The sequence below is a fragment of the Methylomonas sp. EFPC3 genome (assembly GCF_029643245.1).
Taxonomy (GTDB): domain Bacteria; phylum Pseudomonadota; class Gammaproteobacteria; order Methylococcales; family Methylomonadaceae; genus Methylomonas; species Methylomonas koyamae_B.
On record NZ_CP116398.1, the window covers coordinates 2,515,543 to 2,535,710 of the forward strand.

At 58.7% G+C, this 20,168-nt stretch carries 20 protein-coding genes; 16 read left to right on the plus strand and 4 right to left on the minus strand.

Annotated elements, in window-relative coordinates; genetic code table 11:
- Position 1: 1 nt before the first annotated feature.
- A complete protein-coding gene (locus PL263_RS11225) occupies positions 2 to 1,168 on the plus strand; it encodes a PepSY-associated TM helix domain-containing protein (RefSeq protein WP_278209488.1) in 1,167 nt (388 codons plus the stop codon).
- 293 nt (positions 1,169 to 1,461) lie between these two features.
- Positions 1,462 to 2,739: a D-alanyl-D-alanine carboxypeptidase family protein gene (locus PL263_RS11230; protein ID WP_278209489.1), complete on the plus strand. Its 1,278-nt coding sequence runs from the start codon at positions 1,462 to 1,464 to the stop codon at positions 2,737 to 2,739.
- Between the two features lie 11 nt (positions 2,740 to 2,750).
- On the opposite strand, the gene PL263_RS11235 is transcribed toward PL263_RS11230, so the two are convergent.
- The gene (locus PL263_RS11235; protein ID WP_140910813.1) at positions 2,751 to 2,963 is read right to left on the minus strand and encodes a SlyX family protein; all 213 of its coding nucleotides are present in this window, start codon (positions 2,961 to 2,963) and stop codon (positions 2,751 to 2,753) included.
- A 129-nt stretch (positions 2,964 to 3,092) separates the two neighbouring features.
- Here PL263_RS11235 and PL263_RS11240 point away from each other — a divergent pair, with 129 nt between their 5' ends.
- The 4 genes from PL263_RS11240 to PL263_RS11255 are packed head-to-tail and all read left to right on the plus strand — an operon-like array spanning position 3,093 to position 5,796.
- Positions 3,093 to 3,395 carry a DUF6763 family protein gene (locus PL263_RS11240; RefSeq protein WP_140910814.1) on the plus strand — a complete coding sequence of 101 codons (303 nt, stop codon included), beginning with the start codon at positions 3,093 to 3,095 and terminating at the stop codon, positions 3,393 to 3,395.
- A gap of 10 nt (positions 3,396 to 3,405) precedes the next feature.
- The gene (locus PL263_RS11245; protein ID WP_140910815.1) at positions 3,406 to 4,254 is read left to right on the plus strand and encodes an ATPase; all 849 of its coding nucleotides are present in this window, start codon (positions 3,406 to 3,408) and stop codon (positions 4,252 to 4,254) included.
- Between the two features lie 13 nt (positions 4,255 to 4,267).
- Positions 4,268 to 5,332: a homoserine O-succinyltransferase gene (locus PL263_RS11250; RefSeq protein ID WP_278209490.1), complete on the plus strand. Its 1,065-nt coding sequence runs from the start codon at positions 4,268 to 4,270 to the stop codon at positions 5,330 to 5,332.
- Positions 5,332 to 5,796, plus strand: coding sequence for a nucleoside deaminase (locus tag PL263_RS11255; RefSeq protein WP_140910920.1), 465 nt, complete (start codon positions 5,332 to 5,334; stop codon positions 5,794 to 5,796). The genes PL263_RS11250 and PL263_RS11255 overlap by 1 nt, the downstream gene beginning before the upstream one ends.
- Here the strand turns inward: PL263_RS11255 and PL263_RS11260 are convergent.
- Positions 5,790 to 6,236: a hypothetical protein gene (locus PL263_RS11260; protein ID WP_140910817.1), complete on the minus strand. Its 447-nt coding sequence runs from the start codon at positions 6,234 to 6,236 to the stop codon at positions 5,790 to 5,792. The two genes, PL263_RS11255 and PL263_RS11260, sit on opposite strands and share 7 nt — an antisense overlap.
- Positions 6,237 to 6,451: 215 nt before the next feature.
- On the opposite strand from PL263_RS11260, the gene hslV reads away from it, so the two are divergent.
- The 7 genes from hslV to ubiB are packed head-to-tail and all read left to right on the plus strand — an operon-like array spanning position 6,452 to position 11,928.
- Positions 6,452 to 7,015, plus strand: a complete 564-nt coding sequence (gene hslV / locus PL263_RS11265; protein WP_140910818.1) for an ATP-dependent protease subunit HslV — start codon at positions 6,452 to 6,454, stop codon at positions 7,013 to 7,015.
- A 3-nt stretch (positions 7,016 to 7,018) separates the two neighbouring features.
- Complete coding sequence (hslU, locus tag PL263_RS11270) at positions 7,019 to 8,338, plus strand: ATP-dependent protease ATPase subunit HslU (protein ID WP_140910819.1); 1,320 nt, start codon at positions 7,019 to 7,021, stop codon at positions 8,336 to 8,338.
- A 6-nt stretch (positions 8,339 to 8,344) separates the two neighbouring features.
- Positions 8,345 to 8,734, plus strand: coding sequence for a DUF971 domain-containing protein (locus PL263_RS11275; RefSeq protein WP_140910820.1), 390 nt, complete (start codon positions 8,345 to 8,347; stop codon positions 8,732 to 8,734).
- An 8-nt stretch (positions 8,735 to 8,742) separates the two neighbouring features.
- A complete protein-coding gene (gene ubiE, locus PL263_RS11280) occupies positions 8,743 to 9,492 on the plus strand; it encodes a bifunctional demethylmenaquinone methyltransferase/2-methoxy-6-polyprenyl-1,4-benzoquinol methylase UbiE (protein ID WP_140910821.1) in 750 nt (249 codons plus the stop codon).
- Positions 9,493 to 9,525: 33 nt separating this feature from the next.
- Positions 9,526 to 9,711 carry a hypothetical protein gene (locus PL263_RS11285; RefSeq protein WP_278209491.1) on the plus strand — a complete coding sequence of 62 codons (186 nt, stop codon included), beginning with the start codon at positions 9,526 to 9,528 and terminating at the stop codon, positions 9,709 to 9,711.
- On the plus strand, positions 9,712 to 10,347 hold the full coding sequence (locus tag PL263_RS11290) for an SCP2 sterol-binding domain-containing protein (protein WP_278209492.1): 636 nt from the start codon (positions 9,712 to 9,714) through the stop codon (positions 10,345 to 10,347).
- A gap of 12 nt (positions 10,348 to 10,359) precedes the next feature.
- The gene (ubiB, locus tag PL263_RS11295) at positions 10,360 to 11,928 is read left to right on the plus strand and encodes a ubiquinone biosynthesis regulatory protein kinase UbiB (RefSeq protein ID WP_278209493.1); all 1,569 of its coding nucleotides are present in this window, start codon (positions 10,360 to 10,362) and stop codon (positions 11,926 to 11,928) included.
- 62 nt (positions 11,929 to 11,990) lie between these two features.
- On the opposite strand, the gene PL263_RS11300 is transcribed toward ubiB, so the two are convergent.
- Both PL263_RS11300 and PL263_RS11305 read right to left on the minus strand, forming a co-directional pair.
- Positions 11,991 to 13,469, minus strand: coding sequence for a DcaP family trimeric outer membrane transporter (locus PL263_RS11300; RefSeq protein ID WP_278209494.1), 1,479 nt, complete (start codon positions 13,467 to 13,469; stop codon positions 11,991 to 11,993).
- Between the two features lies 1 nt (position 13,470).
- Positions 13,471 to 13,950: a cytochrome c gene (locus tag PL263_RS11305; protein ID WP_278209495.1), complete on the minus strand. Its 480-nt coding sequence runs from the start codon at positions 13,948 to 13,950 to the stop codon at positions 13,471 to 13,473.
- A gap of 166 nt (positions 13,951 to 14,116) precedes the next feature.
- On the opposite strand from PL263_RS11305, the gene glnE reads away from it, so the two are divergent.
- From glnE to PL263_RS11320, 3 genes are all read left to right on the plus strand, one after another.
- A complete protein-coding gene (gene glnE / locus PL263_RS11310) occupies positions 14,117 to 16,993 on the plus strand; it encodes a bifunctional [glutamate--ammonia ligase]-adenylyl-L-tyrosine phosphorylase/[glutamate--ammonia-ligase] adenylyltransferase (RefSeq protein ID WP_278209496.1) in 2,877 nt (958 codons plus the stop codon).
- 165 nt (positions 16,994 to 17,158) lie between these two features.
- Entirely contained in the window at positions 17,159 to 19,555 is a 2,397-nt protein-coding gene (locus PL263_RS11315; RefSeq protein ID WP_278209497.1) for a TonB-dependent receptor, read from the plus strand.
- Positions 19,556 to 19,571: 16 nt separating this feature from the next.
- Positions 19,572 to 20,162, plus strand: a complete 591-nt coding sequence (locus PL263_RS11320; RefSeq protein ID WP_140910829.1) for a YfiR family protein — start codon at positions 19,572 to 19,574, stop codon at positions 20,160 to 20,162.
- The last annotated feature ends 6 nt before the right edge of the window (positions 20,163 to 20,168 follow it).

The following is a 20,168-nucleotide window of genomic DNA, read 5'->3' on the forward strand; positions in this document are numbered from 1 at the left end:
CATGGCTGCGCCAGCTTTAACAGCCAACAGGAAACAGACCGCCCGCCAGCTTTGGTTGGCGGTCCATCTTTATTTGGGTCTGAGCTTGGGCTTGGTTATTGCAGTCGCCGGTCTGACCGGCAGCCTGTTGGTGTTCTATCTCGATCTCGACGAATGGCTGAATCCGCAATTGGTAATCGCCCAGCCCAATGCACAGCGGCAAAGCTACGAAGCCCTGTACCAGGCTTTGCGCCAGGCGGAACCAGGCCGGCAACGCGGCTGGCGGCTGGAAATTCCTGCAGACCCTCACCGCGCCGTCACCGCCCGCTATTACAAACCGGAAGAAACCGCCCACCACGGTTTCGCCCCGTTGATGGTTTCGCTGGACCCTTATACCGGCCAGGTGCTGGCGAACCGCTTTTGGGGCGAGTTTGCGATGACCTGGCTGTACGACCTGCATTACAAACTGTTACTGGACGAGCCCGGTAAAATTTTGATGGCGATTGTCGGCGGCTTTTTGTTGATTTCGCTGATCTCCGGCCTCTACCTGTGGTGGCCGCCGTTAAGCAAACTAAAAACCGCGCTGACAGTTAAGGCCAACGCCAGCAAGGAAAGGCTGAATTACGATCTGCATAAATTGGCGGGTTTTTACACTTTCATCGTGATGCTGGTTTTGGCGCTGAGCGGCGTTGCCCTGGAAATTCCACAATACGTCAATCCGCTGTTCGGCTATTTTTCGCCGCTGCAGCCCACGCCAAAGCCGCAATCTTTCCCGGCCCGCGCCGGGCAGCAGCGGATAAGCCTCGATCAAGCCGTCGCCGCCGGCCAGTCGGTTTTTCCCGACGCCCGCTTGTGCTGGATCGAAACCCCGCACGATGCTGGCGGCAGTTTCCGCATCAATCTGCGCCAAGACGGCGAGCCCAGCCAACGCTTCCCGAAAACCAATGTCTGGGTGGATCAATACAGCGGCCGAGTATTGGCGGTCAGCAATCCCGTCGAGCTGGGCGGTTCCGACACGCTGATCAATTGGCTGCATCCCTTGCATACCGGCGAAGCCTTCGGCTTGACCGGGCAATTGCTGGTGTTGATTTCGGGATCGGCCTGCCCGCTGCTGTTCGTCACCGGCCTGATTCGCTGGCTGCAAAAACGCCAAGCCCGTCACAAATTCAAGCTGCGCAGCAGCGTCTGACCCGAGCGCCGCCGGTTTTCGCTATTTTGCCGATCGGTGCCGGCGGCGGGCGATTTCGGCACCAAGATTGGCACTACGATACGGTAGAGCCGGGTTTTCCGGGCCGATTCCGGTAAAAATCCACCACTCGGCCAGTCGAATCCATCCAACCCGCCACGAAATCCGCCTTTGTCGAAATTGAAATTTCTGATTAAATAATATCGTCAAACGCTTACACAACCTTCCTGGAGCAAAGTAATAACTTGAGCCGCCTGCCTAAGCCCCGTTTCGCCCTAATATCCCTGGCTTGCCTGATGCTGCAGAGCCCGTTTGCGGCCGCCCGCTATGCGGCCATTGTCATCGACGCCGACAGCGGCCGGGTGATACACGAGAATGAATCCACCCAGCGCTGGTATCCGGCCTCGCTGACCAAAGTCATGACCATGTACATGACGTTTGCCGCGCTCGAATCAGGCAACCTGAAACTAACCGATACGGTTTACGCATCGAAACACGCCGCATCTATGCCCAGTTCCAAGCTGGGCTTGCGCGCCGGGCAAAGCCTGACCGTCGAACAAGCGATCATGGCCGTCACCACCCGCTCGGCCAACGATGCGGCGGTGGTGTTGGCGGAAAGACTGGGCGGAACCGAATCCAATTTCGCGGCGATGATGACGCAAACCGCGCACCGCCTGGGCATGAGCAGCAGTTCGTTCGAAAACGCCAGCGGCTTACCGGACGACGGCCAAATCAGCAGCGCCCGCGACCTGGCATTGTTATCGGCGGCGGTGCTGCGCGATTTTCCGCAGTATTACCATTACTTCTCGGCCACCGAATTCCGCTACAAAGGCCGGGTAATGCCGAATACCAACAAAATCCTGAAAACCTACCCCGACGCCGACGGCTTCAAAACCGGTTTTACCTGCGGCTCCGGTTATAACCTGATCGCTTCGGCCAAACGCAACGGCCACCGGATCATCGGCGTACTGCTCGGCGCCCACAGCAGCGGCGAACGTTTCGAGCAAATGGGCAACCTGTTGGATATGGGCTTTGCCAAGAGCGGCAACAGCCAGTTGGGCGAACACATCTCGCAATTGCACGATGCCGCGCAATTGCCGCCACCGTTTCAATTGGCATCTAACCGTTGCGCCGGCAGTGCCGCGCAAATGGGCGCAGACTCCGGTGCCATCAGCCGTTACGAACCGATTAGGATCAACGAAACGCCGGAAAGCCGCGAGCGCCGGCTGCTGGCGGCAAACAAGCCGCAGCCCCGCTATAGCGCCGCATCGTGGAACGTCAGCCTGGGCAGCTTTCCGCGCAAAATCGATGCCGACGTCAACCTGCAACGGGTCCGCAACGCATTAGGCCCGTTGGCAAAAAGCGGTCAACCGCGTATCGTCAAGAGCAAAAACAAAAGAGGCACCGTCTGGCTCAGCCAATGGACCGGCCTGCAACAGGACGACAGCCGCGATTTCTGCCGCCGCCTGCACGGCAAAAATCTGGATTGCAGCTCCTTCCCGCAACCGAAACAAACCGTGGCTGCGACCGGCAACCACGGCAAAATCGGCCACCGCAACCGCTCCAAGTCTTAACCGGCCGCCGCTTAGTAGTGCGGCGGCTTTTCGTCGAGCGGCAGCAACGGCCGCTCGGCCATGCTCAGCGCCAAACTCTTGATCTTGTCGTGCAGCAACTTGCAGGTCTCCTCCAATTTGCCGATCTGTTTTTGCTGATCGGCCACCACTTGGTTCAAAGCCTGAATCAGGTCTTCCTGATACGCTTGCTTAATCTCCAATTCGATAATGCGTTCTTCGTTCATAACGGCCTAAAGCTGCAAGTAATGGCACATTCTAATCGAATTTGATCGCGGTTTTACGCCTGCGCACTCGCACCGCCCCACCAAACTCGCTATCATTGCCCACCACATCAACACAGCGAGGATGCAACCATGACAACCATTGCAGATCCGGTCATCGGCCGTTGGTATAAAGATTTGGAAAGCAATCTTACTTTCAAGGTAGTGGCGATCGAAGGAGCCGACGAATCGATCGAAGTGCAATACGCCAACGGCGATTTAGGCGAGTACGATAACGAGTCTTGGTACGGCTCGACCATCGATTACATCGAAGATCCGGACGACTGGAGCGCACCGTTCGACGATCTGGAAGCCGACGATCTCGGCTATACCGATCCCGACCGCCACAGCCGGGCCGATTCGGAAGATTTGGATATCAGCGACTTTTTGGATTAAACACGACCTTATGAGAATGACCCCGCAACAGTTTTTGGACTGGGAGTCCAAAAGCATCACCCTGTTAGCCATGTCCGGCGCCGGCAAAACCACGCTATCGGCCAAACTGCCCAAAGACAAATGGTTCCATTATTCCGGCGACTACCGGATCGGCACCAAATACCTGGAAGAGCCGATACTGGACAACATCAAACAGCAAGCGATGGGCGTGCCGTTTTTGCGGGACCTGCTTAAGTCCGACTCGATCTATATTTGCAGCAACATCACCGTCGACAATCTGGCGCCGGTATCCAGCTTCCTCGGCAAAATCGGCGACCCCGGCAAAGGCGGTTTGAGTCAGGCCGAATTCAAGCGTCGGCAAGCCCTGCACCATCAAGCCGAAATCGCGGCGATGAACGACGTGCCGGATTTCATCCATAAAGCCGAAGCCATCTACGGCTACAAGCACTTCATCAACGACGCCGGCGGCAGCGTCTGCGAACTGGATTGCCCGGAAGTGCTGGAAAACCTGGCCAAGCATACGCTGATCGTTTACATCAAAATTCCGCCGGCATTGGAACAGACCATCATCGACCGCGCCAAGCAAGATCCAAAACCGCTGTATTACCGGCCGGAATTCGTCGATGAAAAGCTGGCGCAATTCATGCGCGAACGCAACTACCAGAACACCGACCAGATTCCGCCGGACGAATTCGTCAGCTGGGTGTTTCCGGAATTGTTCAAGGCGCGGGTGCCGCGTTACGAGGCAATCGCCGCCCAATACGGTTACACGATCAGCGCCGACGAAACCGCCAAAGTGCAAACCGAGGACGATTTCGTCCAACTGATCGCCGCGGCGATCGCCCGCCAAAGCGCTTGAGCGGCCCACTGACATGCCTTTAGTCGCTCATACCGAATTACCGACTTTCCGCCGCTTGCAGGAAGAAGGCGAAGAGATTCTGACGCCGGACCGCGCTGCCCACCAATCCATCCGCGAATTGCACATCGGCCTGTTGAACATCATGCCGGATGCCGCGCTGGAAGCTACCGAACGCCAGTTTTTCCGTCTGGTCGGCGCCTGCAACCAAATTGCCCAGTTCCACGTCCACCCGTTTACCATCGACGGCCTGGAGCGCGGCCCGGAAGCTCTGGCGCATATCGCCAAATATTACGAAAGCTTCGAACAGATCAAGCGCGACGGCCTGGACGCCTTGATCATCAGCGGCGCCAACGTCACCCACGACCATTTACAGGAAGAGGATTTTTGGCGGCCGCTGACCGAAGTGTTCGAGTGGGCCAAGGAAAACGTCACTTCGGTGCTCTGTTCCTGCCTCGCCACCCATGCTCTGATTCAGCATTGTTACGGTATCGAACGCACCCGGCTGCCGGCCAAGCGTTGGGGGGTCTACTCGCACAAGGTGGTTGATCGCAACCACCCGCTGGTAGCCGAAATCAATACCCGCTTCGATGTACCGCATTCTCGGTTCAACGAGGTTTTCCGTAGCGACATGGAAAAACAAGGCTTAAAGGTATTAGTCGCCAGCGACCAGGCCGGCGTACATTTGGCGGTCAGCCCGGACGGCTTCCGGATCGTGTTCTTCCAGGGCCATCCGGAGTACGACGACATCAGCTTGTTGAAGGAATATAAACGCGAGGTACTGCGCTATTACCGCGCCGAACGCGACGATTATCCGCCCTATCCGGAACACTATTTCGACGAAGCGGCGCAACGCCTGCTGGCCGACTACGCCAGCCACGTCCAGGCCGCCCGCCACGGCGGCCGGCAGCTAAAAGCAATGCCAGAGGAGCAAATCGTCGAACGTCTGGACATCACCTGGCGCGACTCGGCCAAAGCCGTATTCAACAACTGGCTGGGCAAGGTCTACCAAATCACCAACGAAGACCGCCGGCTGCCGTTCATGGACGGCGTCGATCCGCGCAATCCGCTGGGCCTCTGATGCACCAGGACTTTCTGCATCAAGCGGTAGAACTGGCTTGCTTCAACGTCAGCAACGGCGGCGGCCCGTTCGGCGCGCTGATCGTGCGAGACCAGCGCATCATCGCCGCCAGCGGCAATCGCGTCACCGAGAACATGGACCCCACCGCCCATGCCGAGGTGCTGGCCATCCGCCAAGCCTGCCAGTATTTGCAAGACTTTCAATTGAAACACTGCGTGCTCTACACCAGTTGTGAACCCTGCCCGATGTGTCTGGGCGCGATTTATTGGTCCCGGCTGGACGCAGTCTATTTCGCCAGTAGTCGCGACGATGCCGCCCAAGCCGGCTTTGACGACAGCCTGATTTACACTGAAATCGACAAACCTGCCGAGCAGCGCCAGATCGTTATGCGGCATCTGCCACTAGAATCTGCCGCGGAACCGTTCCGCTTATGGCAAATCCAGACCGATAAAATCCGCTACTGAGCCGCTGCCGGAACTGCCGGCTTGGCCGCAGCCTCTTCACCCTTGATTTTGATCAACCAGCCGTCCTGCCCCCAGCAGCCGGACTCGACTTTGCTTTCGGCCGATTTGGCCATGACGTGGATCCGGGCGAATCCCGGACTGAGTTGCGGCAATTTGGATTTAACGAAATAAAAAGTCTTTTTATCGACCACCTCGACCTTCATTTTCTCGCCGCGGGCCTCGGCACTGATGGACAACGGATCGGCATTGTGCGAGACATGGAACGACATATCGACCCCAGCATCGACTTCGGCTTTATGTTCCGGAACGAAATCGCGAAATTTGGGCCGTTTGCATTCCTTTAACCGTTCCTCCTCCTCGGGTGTCAGCGCCAACGCCACACTCGAAAAAACCATGGCGCCCAACAGCAGCGCGCTTTTCCAGCGAATCGACAAATTCATGACTAGCCTCTTGTTGTTATTGTTGTTGTAATGTTGGAAGCGCCCGACAAAACGGCGCATCCTTAAAATACCAGCAGTTTCAACTTTAATCAGTTTTAGTGCTTTGTTCAATCTCCGAACCTTTTTCCGACAAGGCCTGCGCTTGCTAAACTTCTAACCCATCCGGGCCCAGAACATGTAAAATCGCCGCCTTTCCGTTTTCAGTTTCCCAGCTTATGACCAACTTCAGAGGCACCACAATTCTATCGGTCCGGCGCGGCGACAAGGTCGTGATCGGCGGCGACGGTCAGGTTACTTTGGGCAACACCGTAATGAAAGGGAATGCCAGAAAAGTCAGACGCTTGTACCACGACAAAGTGATAGCCGGTTTCGCCGGGGCCACTGCCGACGCCTTCACCCTGTTCGAACATTTCGAAGGCAAACTGGAAAAACACCGCGGCAACCTGACCCGCGCCGCTGTAGAAATGGCCAAAGACTGGCGTACCGACCGAGCCCTGCGTAAACTGGAAGCACTGCTGATCATCGCCGACAGCAAAACTTCCCTGGTCATCTCCGGCACCGGCGACGTGATCGAACCGGAACACGATTTCATCGCCATCGGCTCCGGCGGCGCCTTCGCCCAAAGCGCCGCCCGCGCCTTGCTGGAAAACACCGAACTTAGTGCGCGCGACATCGTCGAAAAGGCCTTGAATATCGCCGCCGACATCTGCATTTATACCAACCACAACTTACGCATCGAAGAATTGGACGCCGAACCGCAAGCGGCGCCGCAAGAGTAAACCATGAGTCAAATGACCCCGAGAGAAATCGTCAGCGAACTGGACAAACACATCGTCGGTCAGGCCGACGCCAAGCGTTCGGTCGCCATCGCCCTGCGCAACCGCTGGCGCCGCAGCCAGGTTGCACCCGAATTGCGCGACGAGATCACGCCGAAGAACATCCTGATGATAGGCCCGACCGGCGTCGGTAAAACCGAAATCGCCCGCCGTCTGGCCAAACTGGCCAATGCGCCGTTCATCAAAATCGAAGCCACCAAATTCACCGAGGTCGGCTACGTCGGTCGCGACGTGGAATCCATCATCCGCGACCTGATCGACAGTGCGGTAAAAATGACGCGGGTATCGGCCATGGAAAAGGTGCAAAACCGGGCCGCCGACGCCGCCGAAGACAAAGTACTGGACATTCTTTTGCCGCGGGCCGAGGGCGGCATGCTGTCGGATACCGAGGAATCCACCCGGCAGAAAATGCGCAAAAAATTGCGCGAAGGCGATTTGAACGATAAGGAAATCCAAATCGACGTGTCCGCACCGTCGGTCGGCGTCGAAATCATGGCGCCGCCGGGCATGGAAGAAATGACCAGCCAGTTGCAGGGCATGTTTCAGAACCTGAACAGCGGCCGCACCAAATCGCGCAAACTGAAAATCAAGGACGCGCTGAAACTGCTGCAGGAAGAGGAAGCCGGCAAATTGGTCAACGAAGAGGAAATCAAACAATCGGCGCTGGAAGCCGTCGAGCAGCACGGCATCGTGTTTCTGGACGAGATCGACAAGATTTGCAAACGCGCGGAAACGGGCGGCGGCGAAGTCTCCCGCGAAGGCGTGCAGCGCGATTTGCTGCCGCTGGTCGAGGGTAGCACCGTCACCACCAAATACGGCATGATCAAGACCGACCATATCCTGTTCATCGCCTCCGGCGCGTTCCATTTAACCAAACCGTCCGACCTGATCCCGGAGCTGCAAGGCCGTTTTCCGATCCGGGTCGAGTTGAACGCACTCAGCGCCGACGACTTCGTCCGCATTCTGACCGAACCGGATGCGTCCTTGACCGAGCAGTACCAGGCGTTGCTGAAAACCGAAGGCGTCGATCTGCAATTTACCGCAGACGGCATCAAACGCATTGCCGAACTGGGCTGGCAGGTCAACGAAAAGACCGAGAACATCGGTGCCCGCCGCCTGCATACGATTCTGGAAAAACTGCTGGAAGACATTTCCTTCAGCGCGCCGGATCTGCCGGAGAAATCGGTCGTCATCGACGCCGCTTACGTCGACGCCCACCTATTGGAACTGGCCGACGACGAAGACTTGAGCCGCTACATTTTATAACCGACCATGCGCGTAGCCATCACTCCCTGCCATTGCCAACCTACCGAAATCAAGCTGCACAAAGTGTCGGCGATTTTGGAAATCCATTTCGACGACGGCAGCATCTTCGAGATGCCCAGCGAGTATCTGCGGGTTTTCACCCAATCGGCGGAAGCGGTCGGCCACGGCCCCGGTCAGGAAACTCTGCAAACCGGCAAGGAAGACGTCACCATTACCGACATTCAGCCGGTCGGCAATTACGCGGTGAAACTCATCTTCAGCGACGGCCACGACACCGGCATTTATAGCTGGGACTTGCTGTACAAGCTGGGTTCCGACTTCCCGCTGCTGTGGTCGGCTTACCTGGAAGCATTGCAAGCCGCCGGCATCAGCCGCCGCTCGCCCTTACACAACTGAATCGAATCATGACAAACGACAATACCACCCATTTCGGCTTCAAACAGGTCCCCAAGGCAGATAAAGTCGCGCTGGTGCGCGGCGTTTTCGATTCGGTCGCCCGTCAATACGACGTGATGAACGACCTGATGTCGCTCGGCATCCACCGGATTTGGAAACGGGTTGCGGTGCAACTGGCCAATGTTCGCGAGGGCGATAAGGTTTTGGACTTGGCCGGCGGTACCGGCGACCTGACCTTGCTGTTCGAGAAACGGGTCGGCAAATCCGGCCAGGTGGTATTGGCCGACATCAATTCGGAAATGCTGCGCACCGGCCGCGACCGCTTGATCGACAAAGGCGTTGCCGGCAATATCCGCTATGCCCAGGTCAATGCCGAATGCCTGCCGTTCGCCGACAACACCTTCGACTGCGTGACAATAGGCTTCGGCTTGCGCAACGTCACCGATAAGGACGCTGCGCTGCGCTCGATGTATCGGGTTTTGAAGCCGGGCGGCCGCGTCATCGTGCTGGAGTTCTCGCATCCGATCGACCCGATCACCGAAAAAGTCTACGACTTTTATTCGTTCAACATCCTGCCGAAAATCGGCGCCGTCGTTGCCAAGGACGAGGACAGTTACCGCTATCTGGCCGAATCGATCCGGATGCACCCGAAGCAGGACGAATTGAAGCAAATGATGGAAAACGCCGGCCTGGAGCGTTGCGAATATTTCAACATGACCCAAGGCATCGTTGCCGTGCACCGGGGTTACAAGTTTTAAGCCGACCCACGGACCCGGTAGCGAGATTCGAAGATGGCTCTGCAACAGGCGCAATACCCGATCAGCGAAGCCGATTGGCGACCGACGCACTCCTCTCTCGACGACAATATCAGCTTCGACAGCGTCGGTCTGAGCTTAGCCGTCGCCGATTTATACCATCGGATCGATAACGAAGACATGCGGGATTATCTGCAGCAACAACAGCAGCAGGCCCAATAAATGCCCGGCTCGCTGAAACCACTGCTGATATCCGCGCTCGAAGCGGCACTGGTCCGCTATCTGGCGCTGGACAGCCACAGCGAACAATATCTGGCGCCGATGGCGGGCAAGGTCATTGAATTGCGGATCGATACCTTCGGCAGCAGCCTGTTTTTATGCCCCGGCAGCGACACTATCCGTATCCTGGACAGTTATCCGGCGGCGGCCGACGCCACCCTGAGCGGTTCCTTATCGTCGCTGGGCCTGATGGGCCTCAGAGCCACGCCGATGCGTTCGCTGTTCAAAGGCGAAGTGCGCCTGGCCGGCGACGTACAACTGGCCCGCAAATTCCAGCGCCTGTTCGAAAAACTCGATATCGATCTGCAGGGCAAACTGGCCCGCTTCACCGGCGAGCGACTGGCGCGGCAACTGGGCGATATCGTTCGCGGCGGCAAACGCTGGACCGGTCAAAGCCTGCATACGCTGCGGCTAAACCTGGAAGAATTTCTGCAGGAAGAAACCCGCGAACTGCCGGCCAAGGCCGAAGCCGAATTGCTGTTCCGCGGCATCGACGCCTGCCGTAGCGATTGCGACCGCCTTGCCGCCCGGCTGGATCGGCTGACCACAACTTCCGACAACACCTCTGAGTCTGACTAAAGGACCGACATCGTGATTCGCCCCAAAATACTGCTACGCCTGATGCATATCAATTGGGTGATGATGTTTCACGGTCTGGACGAAATCGTACTCAGAACTCATCTATTCCGACCGATCCGGTTTCTGGCGTTCTTTTCGCCGAATTACTGGACCCGCAACTCGCGCGAACCGCGCGGCGTGCGTATCCGTCGCACCCTGGAAGACCTGGGGCCGATTTACGTCAAATTCGGCCAGACCCTGTCGACCCGCAAGGATTTGCTGCCGGAAGACATCGCCGAAGAATTGGTCAAATTGCAGGACCGGGTGCCGCCGTTCTCGATCGACACTGCCCGCAAAATCATCGAACAACAGCTCGGCCAATCGATAGAGGAAGCGTTCGCCGAATTCGACTCGACGCCGCTGGCCTCGGCCTCGGTGGCCCAAGTCCATACCGCGACGCTACCCAGCGGCGAGAAAGTCATCGTCAAAGTATTGCGGCCCGACATCGAAGACAAAATCCATTCCGACGTCGGCTTGTTGTACGAATTGGCCCGTCTGGCCGAACGCTTCTGGGCCGACGCCCGCCGGCTGCGGGCAATGGAAATCGTTGCCGAATTCGAGAAAACCATACTCGACGAACTGGATCTGGTCCGCGAAGCCGCCAACGCCAGCGCGATCCGCGCCAATTTCAAAAACTCGGAGATGCTGTACATCCCGGAAATCCATTGGCCGTTGACCCGGCGGAAAGTACTGGTGATGGAACGCATCTACGGCGTCCCGGTCGGCGATATCGATGCCTTGCGCCGCGGCGGGGCCGATTTCAAAAAGCTGGCCGAGCGCGGCGTCGAAATTTTCTTCACCCAGGTGTTCCGCGACAATTTCTTTCATGCCGACATGCATCCCGGCAACATTTTCGTGCAACTGCCGGATAAATACCTGGCCGTGGATTTCGGTATCGTCGGCAGCTTGTCGGACAGCGACCAGCGTTATCTGGCCGAAAACTTTCTGGCGTTTTTCAATCACGACTACCGGAAAGTGGCGAAAATGCACATCGAATCGGGCTGGGTGCCGCCAACCACCCGGATTGAGGAATTCGAAGCGGCGATCCGCGCGGTATGCGAACCGATTTTCGAAAAGCCGTTGAAGGACATTTCTTTCGGCCTGCTGTTGCTGCGCCTGTTCCAGACCGCGCGCCGTTTCGACATGGTGGTACAACCGCAACTGGTGTTACTGCAAAAAACCCTGCTCAACATCGAAGGCCTGGGCCGCCAGCTTTATCCGGAATTGGACCTGTGGCAAACCGCCAAGCCGTTCCTGGAAAACTGGTTCAAACAACGCATCGGTCCGGAAAAGAAACTCAAGGAATTGCTGGGCAAGTTTCCGGAAATCGGCGAACAACTGCCGGAAGTGCCGGGCCTGGTGTTTCAAGCCCTGCAAAGCGCCGCGCATATGCAGCAGCAATTGCAACACCAGCAAAAGGAAATGATCCAACTGCGCAAACAACTCAAGCGCAACAACACCCGCACCCTGCGCGCCATCTTCGGCGCCGCGGTGCTGATTACGGCAGCGCTGATCCTGCAATCGCCGTTGTTGCGGGGCTGATCCGCCGCGACATTTCGGCTCCGACTTATTACAGGCTCAAACGCTGGGCCAACTTGCCCACCTCAGAAACTATATTTCGCCGAAAACTGCACCCGTTGCAGCACGCCGTCGCGGCCGTCGATCAATTCCCGGTCGGCATAGGTGTATTCCACGCCCAGCATGGCCTGGCTGACCGGGCTCCATAACAAATTCGCGTGCAGCGATTGCACCTGCCGGGTCAATACCGGATTGGCATAGCGCGGATAGTCGGTTTGGGCGAAGCCGTAAGTCAGGCTGGAACGCCATTGTTTGTCCCACCAATGCTGGTAGGCCAGCATAGCGCCGTAGCTCTCCGACAACTCTATCGCACCGTGGCTATCCAGCGCCGCATCGGCGAAGGTGTTGGTTGTCGACACGTAACGAGCATCGCCCTTGCCGTAATGCACCATGAAACGGATGTTATCCAGGCCGAAGGTATTGATCCTGCCGGATAAATTGACACCGCCGCCCCAAGCATCCTGGCGATAACCGTTGCTGCTATTGGTGTAACGCAACTGCCTGCCCAATGCGGCCAGCGACATGTTGCCCCATTCCGGATTCAAATTCAGGCGAGCAACCAAATCCGGATAGCGATCCGCGTTCGGTGTCGTCCAATAGGCGGCATCCAGATTCGGATCGCCGGCCGCCGCCCGGTTCGCGCTTCCCGTTTCCAGATGGTTATCCACCCATAGCCGGCTGCGCGGCGTTTCCAGCGCCAATAGCCCTTCCATCGGCGTATCCAGCCAGGTAAACGGCTCGGTCCAGCGCACCAGAGGCTGACGCAGACTAGCCAGGGCGCCGGCCGAGCCGCCCACATCCAGGTTGTCGGGCAAAGCCGACGCGTTCAAAAACGTAGTCCAGGTTTGGCCGGCCAGCAGATGGCCGAACGAACCGTAGGCATGGCGCAAGCGCGGCGTATAACTATAGGTGGCCGGATCGCCGTAAAAATCCAGTTCGACGAAGGTATTGACGTCGCCCCACTCACTCGGCGTAAACGACTTGAACCACAAACGGCTTTCCTTGGCTAGAAAAGTAACCTGCCCGCGTTCGCCGGCAGCGCCGACCGGAATTTGCGACATGGCCAATTGCTGGTCGCCCAAACGGTCGCGACCGGCGCTGACGCTGTTGAACAGCAGGTCGGTTTTGACAAAACCGCCCAGACCTAACGAAGTATCGGTCCCCGGAATTTTGAATGTGCCTTTAGTATCGCCAACCGTTACAACCGCTTTTTCCTTGGAATTACCGGCGCCGGCGGCCGAGGCCGGTACTGGCTGAACGCCCGCAGCCCCGACCAAATTGGCTTGTGGCGATTGCTGCTCGCTTTTATAGACCTTCAGCGCCTGCTCCAACTGGCCGATGCGCTGATTGGACTGCGCCACCTGTTGTTTCAAGTCCTCGATCTGCCGGCTCATCGCGCCCAATAGAGCCTTGATGTCGTCGTCCGCTGCCGCCGAACCGGACAACGCTCCGCACAAGGCAAGCAGCGCCGCCAATTTCAGTAAAAAATTGCCCGCTCTACTCACACTAACCTCCCAGTTTGCGGAACAAGGCGTGGCACGAGGTACAGGTGGTGTTGATTTCATGCAGGTTGTCGCTGATTTGATCGATACGATTCGATTCGGCTTGCTGTTGCAACAAGCCCATTTCGCTGCGCAGTTTTGCCGCCAACGCCCGAAACGCGGTTTGTTCGTCAGCGGTCAGGTTCAGACCGGGCAGGCTGGCGATGATAGCGTCGACGTTCGCCGACAGGCTATGCGCAGTCTCGGCAATCTGCCGCGCGTACTTGCGCCGCTCGGCATCGATTTGGGTCTCGGTCATAAATCGCTCATGCATCAGGCTGTCCATTCGATCCATCAGTTCGCGTAATTTGCCGTCGCGAACCGCATGCAGGGCCGGCGTTCCGGTTTGGCTCCAACCGCTTGAGCTACTCAGGCTTTTTGGCTCCGGCGCCGAACAGGCCGCCACTGCCGCGGATAAAACGAGTATCGGGTAAATTTTTTTCATGGTGAAAGCCCCCTTTGGGCTGGCTGCGTGCAGGCGCAAAGCGTCAACACCGGAATGCCGGGAAAACACTGCGGAAACATGCCTTAATCATAGTGTGGATATTGTTATTCAGACCTCGGCAGTTTAGGTATCATGCCCTTCCGTTTACAACTACAGGAACCGGCCAATGACGCTTTTCGATACGTTGTCGCAGCATTCGGCGCATTTACCCGATGAATTGCAAGCCTGGGCCGGCGATTTTTGCGCCAGACTGGCCGAGGTTTCTAGCCCCGAGCATCTGGCCGCATTCGGCGACGACAGCTTCCGCGCTTCGGTATTGAAGGTTTGCGCCTGCAGCCAGTTCATCAGCGACAACTGGCTGCGCCACCCCGGCCTGCTGCCGGAACTGGTCGACTCGGGCGACCTGTTCGCCCCGCTACGCCGGCAGGACTACGCCGCCGCGCTGGCGCCGAGCGTGGTCTCGGCCGATTCTGAACCGACTCTGGCCCGCGCGTTGCGGCTGTTTCGGCGCCGGGAAATGGTCAGAATCGCCTGGCGCGATCTGGCCGGCTGGTCCGATCTGGACGAAACCCTGGCCGATCTGACCGCACTAGCGGAAACCTGTATCCAGACCGCGCTGGATTTTTTATACCGCCAGGCCTGCCAGCGCTGGGGCACGCCGACGCTGGCCGACGGCACCGCGTTCAATATCGTCGTGCTCGGCATGGGCAAACTCGGCGCTTGGGAGCTGAATTACTCGTCCGACATCGATCTGATTTTCGCCTATGCCGAGGACGGAGTATTGAACGGCAAAAAGGAAATCAGCTACGAGGAATTCTTCACCCGTCTCTGCCGCTCGCTGGTGAAAATGCTGGACGAAATCACCGTGGACGGTTTCGTTTTCCGCACCGACGTCCGGTTGCGGCCGTTCGGCGACAGCGGCCCGTTGATCATGAACTTCGACGGCATGGAACAGTATTACCTGACCCAAGCTCGGGAATGGGAACGCTACGCGATGATCAAGGCGCGCCAAGTGGCGGGCGATTTCGTCAGCGGCAAGCAACTGGCGGCGATGATCAAACCCTTCGTTTACCGGCGCTATCTGGACTACGGCGCCTTCGAAGAATTGCGTTCGTTGAAATTCCAGATCACGCAGGAATTGCGGCGCAAAGACCGGATGGAAAACGTCAAGCTCGGCCCCGGCGGTATCCGCGAAGTGGAGTTCATCGGCCAGGCCTTCCAACTGATCCGCGGCGGCCAGGACGTCGCGCTGCAGCAACGGGAAATCCAGACCGTATTGGACGTACTGCGCGATTTGCAATTGATGGGCGACGACGACGTCGCCACGCTGAAATTCGGTTACCGCTTTCTGCGCCGGGTGGAAAACCACATCCAGGAATACCAGGACAAACAAACCCACGATTTGCCCGCCGAGCCGCGGGCGCAGCTGCTGCTGGCCTATTCGCTGGATTTCGCCGACTGGCAGGAATTCAAGCAGGAACTGGATCGGGTGCGCGCCTCGGTCCACGAAATTTTCGAACAGGTGTTCTCGCTCAGCGACCAGGACAACAAGCGGCAAAGCGCGCGCCTGATCTGGACCGCCGGGGCCGACGACGAACAGGCGCTGGAGGCGCTGGCCGATTACGGTTTCGCCGACCCGCTGGCCATGCAAAAAGCCGTCGCCGATTTCAAGGACTCCCACGCAGTAAAACGCATGACCGCCAAAGGCGCCGGCGTGCTGGACCGGCTGATGCCGAAGCTGATCGAACAGGTTGCCGGCAGCGAGCATGCCGACACCACCTTGCTGCGGATCTTGCAACTGTTCGAAGCCGTATCCGGCCGTAACGTCTATCTGGCCTTGCTGGCGGAAAATCCCGATGCCTTGCAACAACTGATCACGCTGGCCGCGGCCAGTCCCTGGATCTGCGAGTATCTGGCACAGTATCCGATCTTGTTCGACGAACTGCTGGACACCCGCTCGCTGTACGAGCCGTTGCAGAAACAGGCCTTGCGCGAAGACTTGCAGCGGGCGCTGAATAAAGTCGACCAACAGGACGGCGAACAGCTGATGATCGCGCTGCGCCAGTTCAAACACCTGAACGTGTTGCGGGTCGCCGCCGCCGACATCATGGACGCGATTCCGGTGATGATCGTCAGTGACTATCTGACCTGGATCGCCGAAGCGATTCTGGAGCAGGTATTGGAACGCGCCTGGCACATGCTGGCCGCCAAATACGGCTGCCCGCCCGGCACCGGCCCGGGTCCGGCCGCTTTCGCCGTGATTGCGTTCGGCAAATTCGGCGGCATCGAGCTCGGTTACGGCTCCGACCTGGACCTTGTGTTTCTGTACGATTGCGCCGACGGCAACGCTACCACCGACGGCGAAAAACCGATCGGCACGGCCCAGTTCTATTTACGGCTGGGCCAGAAAATCCGCCATATCCTGGATACCAAGATGCTGTCCGGCGTCTTGTACGAGGCCGACCTGCGGCTGCGGCCGAATGGCGACTCCGGCTTGCTCGTAACCCATATCGGCCACTACGAAGCCTATCTGCGGGACCAAGCCTGGACCTGGGAACACCAGGCCCTGGTGCGCGGCCGTTTCGTGGCCGGCGACAAGCATTTGCAAACCGATTACGAAGCGATTCGGGCCCGGATTCTGGCGCTGCCGCGCGATTCGGCCGAATTGCAGACCCAGGTGCGGGAAATGCGGGAAAAGATGCGCGACAACCTGGCGCCGAAAGACCCCGCGGTATTCGACCTGAAACACAGTGCCGGCGGCATCGCCGACATCGAATTCATCGTCCAATACTCGATTCTGGCCGGCACCTCACACTATCCTGACCTTGCCACCTACACCGACAACGTGCGTCTGTTAGCAGGCTTGCAACAGCACGGTTTGATGCCGGCCGCCGACGCAGACTTGCTGAAGCAAGCCTACTGCGCTTACCGGGATTACGGCCATCACCAGGTCCTGCAAGGGCTCAGCGCCACCGCAGACGGCGCCGAGTTTGCCGAATTGCGCGGCGAAGTCGAGCGGCTGTGGCGGCGCTATATGCTGTGACCGGTTTACGGTGTAAACCGCAAGCCGGGTGCAACAGTAATCCGTTGCGGCGCCCCCGTGCTATCATGCGTCAGATCGCCCTGCCCGAGCGGGTAGCGACTGGAGGAATTTGATCGGCCAAACCGGACGGCAACGTTGACTAACCGCTGTTGGGGAGGCTCAAATATGACGCGACGTTGGCCAAGATTAGGTGGACTTGGCGCGGTTGCGACCGGTTTGGCGCTCGGGGTCGCGCCGACGGCGAAAACGAGCGCGGAAGTCGGCGAGGTTTATCGGCCGGCATCTGCCCCGGAACCGGCAGCAACAACCAAAAGCGTCGCCGACATGGACATCGACGAACTGGTCGGCGTCAAGGTCTCGCCGTTCGAAGTGTCCAGCCAACTCGACCGCGGTTACAGCGCCTCCAATTCGGTATCCGGCTCCCGTTTCGATGCGCCGATTCGCGAGCTGCCGTTCGCTTTGCAGGCCTTCACCGAGTCGTTCATTGCCGACCAGAAACCGCGCGACATTTTCGATATCGCCCGCTATTCGCCCGGCGTCACCTACCGCAGCAACGATTTCAACGAAGGCAATGCCAATCTGGCCATCCGCGGCTTCACCGTGGGCTCGCTGGCCGGCGGCAATATCCAGATCCTGCGTGACGGCGTGCACGGCCCGTCGATATTCGACTTCACCAATATTTCGCGGGTCGAGGTGGTTAAAGGCCCTGCCTCGTTTTTATACGGTCAGGTCGCGCCGGGCGGCATCGTCAACGTCATCACCAAACAACCGCAGCGCCGGTTTGCCGCCAGCGCCGACGCCCGCTACGGCTCTTACGGCGAATACCGCTTCGATGCCGACGTCACCGGCCCGGCCTCCGCCACGCTGGCCTACCGCCTGGCGGCGTCCTACGACCAGGACATGCATTACTGGGACGCTTACGACGCCCATTCCTGGAACCTCTCGCCTTCGCTGCTGTGGCAGCCTAGCGACCGGCTCAGCGTCTCGCTGAAATTCGAACACTTCGAAAAGATCGAAGAACCGCAATTGATGCAAAAACCCGGCTACAGCACCTGGGCCGGACTGATCCCCAGCACGGCGGACCCGAACCTGTCCGGCGTCGACGTGCCGGGGCTGGCGGACACCTGGAACAGCATGGCCTACAGCGACTTCCGCCACAGCAAAACCAATAATTTCAGCAGTTGGATCGACGTCAAAGCCGACGAACACTGGAATCTGCGCGCCGGCTATTCGCATCTGGAATACGATATCGAAGCCGTGTTCAGCGGCAACCTGGGGATGTCGAACAACGCCACGCTAATACAAGGCCGGCGGGTCCGGCTGCAAAACTATACCAACCGCGACGACACCGTCGAAATTCAGGGCGTCGGTAAATACGACCTGGGTTTCGCCAGCCTGCGCTTGTTGCTCGGCGGCCAGTATGTCGACCGCAATTTCCACCGCAATGCCGGCCAGGCGCCGAACGATCCGGCCTTGGGCAACAACCCGATCGCCTCGCCGCTACCGCGGTGGGACTTGGGCAACCCGGCAACCTGGAACCGGAATACCGCGATTCCGCTAGCGGCCTTGACCGCCGGCCGCTTCAACCAGGACGTCGGCGCCGTTGACAAATCGGTTTACGGCGGCGGCACCCTGGGCCTGTTCGGCGACCGGCTACTGGCTTTGGCCGGCTGGCGCTGGACTTCCACGACCAGCCAAGTCAGCGACGGTCTGACCAATGTCGCCCAACCGCAAACCAGCGTCAGCAAACTCACGCCCCAGTACGGCCTGCTCTACAAAATCACGCCGGAATGGACCGCCTTCGCCACCTATGCCGAATCCTTCGTTCCCGCCACGTTTTTGGTCAACAACCTGGACGGCAGCCGCGGCATCCCCGAACCGAGCGAAGGCCGCGGGGTCGACATCGGCCTGAAAGCCGAGCTGTTCGGCGGCCGCCTGTCGAGCACGCTGACCTTCTTCGACATCGAAAACAAAAACATCGTCAACGATCTGGCCGTGACCGACGGCTTGGGTATCACCACCATCTACGGCGTCCCCACCGGCAAGCAGCGCTCGCGCGGTATCGAATGGGACGCTACGGCCAGGCTGGCCGAGAACTGGCAGTTGTACCTGTCCTACAGCTTCATGGACGCCAGGATTACCGAATTCACCGGCAACGACGCCGCGATCCTGGCCCAGGATCCGAACACGCTGGACGCGACCGGCCGCGCCTATTACAAGAACGCGTGGCGCTTTCACAATGCGCCGCTACAAATGAGCGCGCCGCATCTGGCCAATTTGTGGACCCGCTACGATTTCGACGCCGGCCCGCTGCAAGGGCTGCATATCGGCGGTGGCGTCAACTTGGTGTTCGACCAGACCTTGTTACCGGACACGCCGAGTTCGGCCTACCAGACCTATGCGCTACTGAATGCCTTGCTCGGTTACACCTGGCAAGTGGGCGGCCACAGCATCAGCGTCGACCTGATCGGCAAAAACCTGCTCGACGAACATTACCGGCCGTCGCAGAGCAGCCGCGGTCGACCGCAAGAGTTGATGGTCAACTTTTCGGTCAAGTACTGACTGCGGCGGCACGAGCATGCAATACGGCATCAAGTTTTCGCATAGCGGCTCCGGCCGAATCCGGGCATTCGGCCTGCTGACACTGCTGCTCTGCGCGTTAGCGCCGGCTCCGGCCTCGACTCAGGAAAACCCGTACCGGGTCAAAGCCGCCTTTCTGCGCAATTTCGCCCATTATGTGGTCTGGCCGGACCAAGCCTTGCCGGACAACGGTGCCCCCTGGTGCGTCGGCATCCTCGGTCCGGACCCGTTCGGCGAGATTCTGGACGATACCTTGCGCAACCGCACCGAGCAAGGCCGCGGCTTCCGCATCGTTCGCGCCCAGCGGCCGGCGGAATTGCCGGCTTGCCAATTGGTTTACATTGCTTACCCGGAGCCTTGGCAACGCCAACAAGCACTCGCCGAATTGCGCAACAAGCCGGTATTGACGATCGGCGACGCGCCGGATTTTCTCGACGCCGGCGGAGTCGTGGGCTTCGTTGTCGATGACCGGGTGGGCATGAGCATCAATCTGGACCAAGCGCGAGCGGTTTCGCTGACCATTCAAACCAAGATGCTGGAGGTGTCCACCAGCGTCCTGTTCAACGGTGCCTTGCGCCGGATGAGGTAAGCGATG

Bases quoted from the DNA above. Each gene is read 5' to 3' on its own strand.
- PL263_RS11240 (WP_140910814.1), top strand. From the start codon at position 3,093: ATGACAACCATTGCAGATCCGGTCATCGGCCGTTGGTATAAAGATTTG.
- PL263_RS11225 (WP_278209488.1), top strand. From the start codon at position 2: ATGGCTGCGCCAGCTTTAACAGCCAACAGGAAACAGACCGCCCGCCAG.
- PL263_RS11230 (WP_278209489.1), top strand. From the start codon at position 1,462: ATGCTGCAGAGCCCGTTTGCGGCCGCCCGCTATGCGGCCATTGTCATC.
- PL263_RS11245 (WP_140910815.1), top strand. From the start codon at position 3,406: ATGAGAATGACCCCGCAACAGTTTTTGGACTGGGAGTCCAAAAGCATC.
- PL263_RS11275 (WP_140910820.1), top strand. From the start codon at position 8,345: ATGCGCGTAGCCATCACTCCCTGCCATTGCCAACCTACCGAAATCAAG.
- PL263_RS11305 (WP_278209495.1), bottom strand. From the start codon at position 13,950: ATGAAAAAAATTTACCCGATACTCGTTTTATCCGCGGCAGTGGCGGCC.
- PL263_RS11235 (WP_140910813.1), bottom strand. From the start codon at position 2,963: ATGAACGAAGAACGCATTATCGAATTGGAGATTAAGCAAGCGTATCAG.
- glnE (WP_278209496.1), top strand. From the start codon at position 14,117: ATGACGCTTTTCGATACGTTGTCGCAGCATTCGGCGCATTTACCCGAT.
- PL263_RS11315 (WP_278209497.1), top strand. From the start codon at position 17,159: ATGACGCGACGTTGGCCAAGATTAGGTGGACTTGGCGCGGTTGCGACC.
- hslV (WP_140910818.1), top strand. From the start codon at position 6,452: ATGACCAACTTCAGAGGCACCACAATTCTATCGGTCCGGCGCGGCGAC.
- hslU (WP_140910819.1), top strand. From the start codon at position 7,019: ATGAGTCAAATGACCCCGAGAGAAATCGTCAGCGAACTGGACAAACAC.
- PL263_RS11250 (WP_278209490.1), top strand. From the start codon at position 4,268: ATGCCTTTAGTCGCTCATACCGAATTACCGACTTTCCGCCGCTTGCAG.
- PL263_RS11260 (WP_140910817.1), bottom strand. From the start codon at position 6,236: ATGAATTTGTCGATTCGCTGGAAAAGCGCGCTGCTGTTGGGCGCCATG.
- ubiE (WP_140910821.1), top strand. From the start codon at position 8,743: ATGACAAACGACAATACCACCCATTTCGGCTTCAAACAGGTCCCCAAG.
- PL263_RS11255 (WP_140910920.1), top strand. From the start codon at position 5,332: ATGCACCAGGACTTTCTGCATCAAGCGGTAGAACTGGCTTGCTTCAAC.
- PL263_RS11320 (WP_140910829.1), top strand. From the start codon at position 19,572: ATGCAATACGGCATCAAGTTTTCGCATAGCGGCTCCGGCCGAATCCGG.
- PL263_RS11285 (WP_278209491.1), top strand. From the start codon at position 9,526: ATGGCTCTGCAACAGGCGCAATACCCGATCAGCGAAGCCGATTGGCGA.
- PL263_RS11290 (WP_278209492.1), top strand. From the start codon at position 9,712: ATGCCCGGCTCGCTGAAACCACTGCTGATATCCGCGCTCGAAGCGGCA.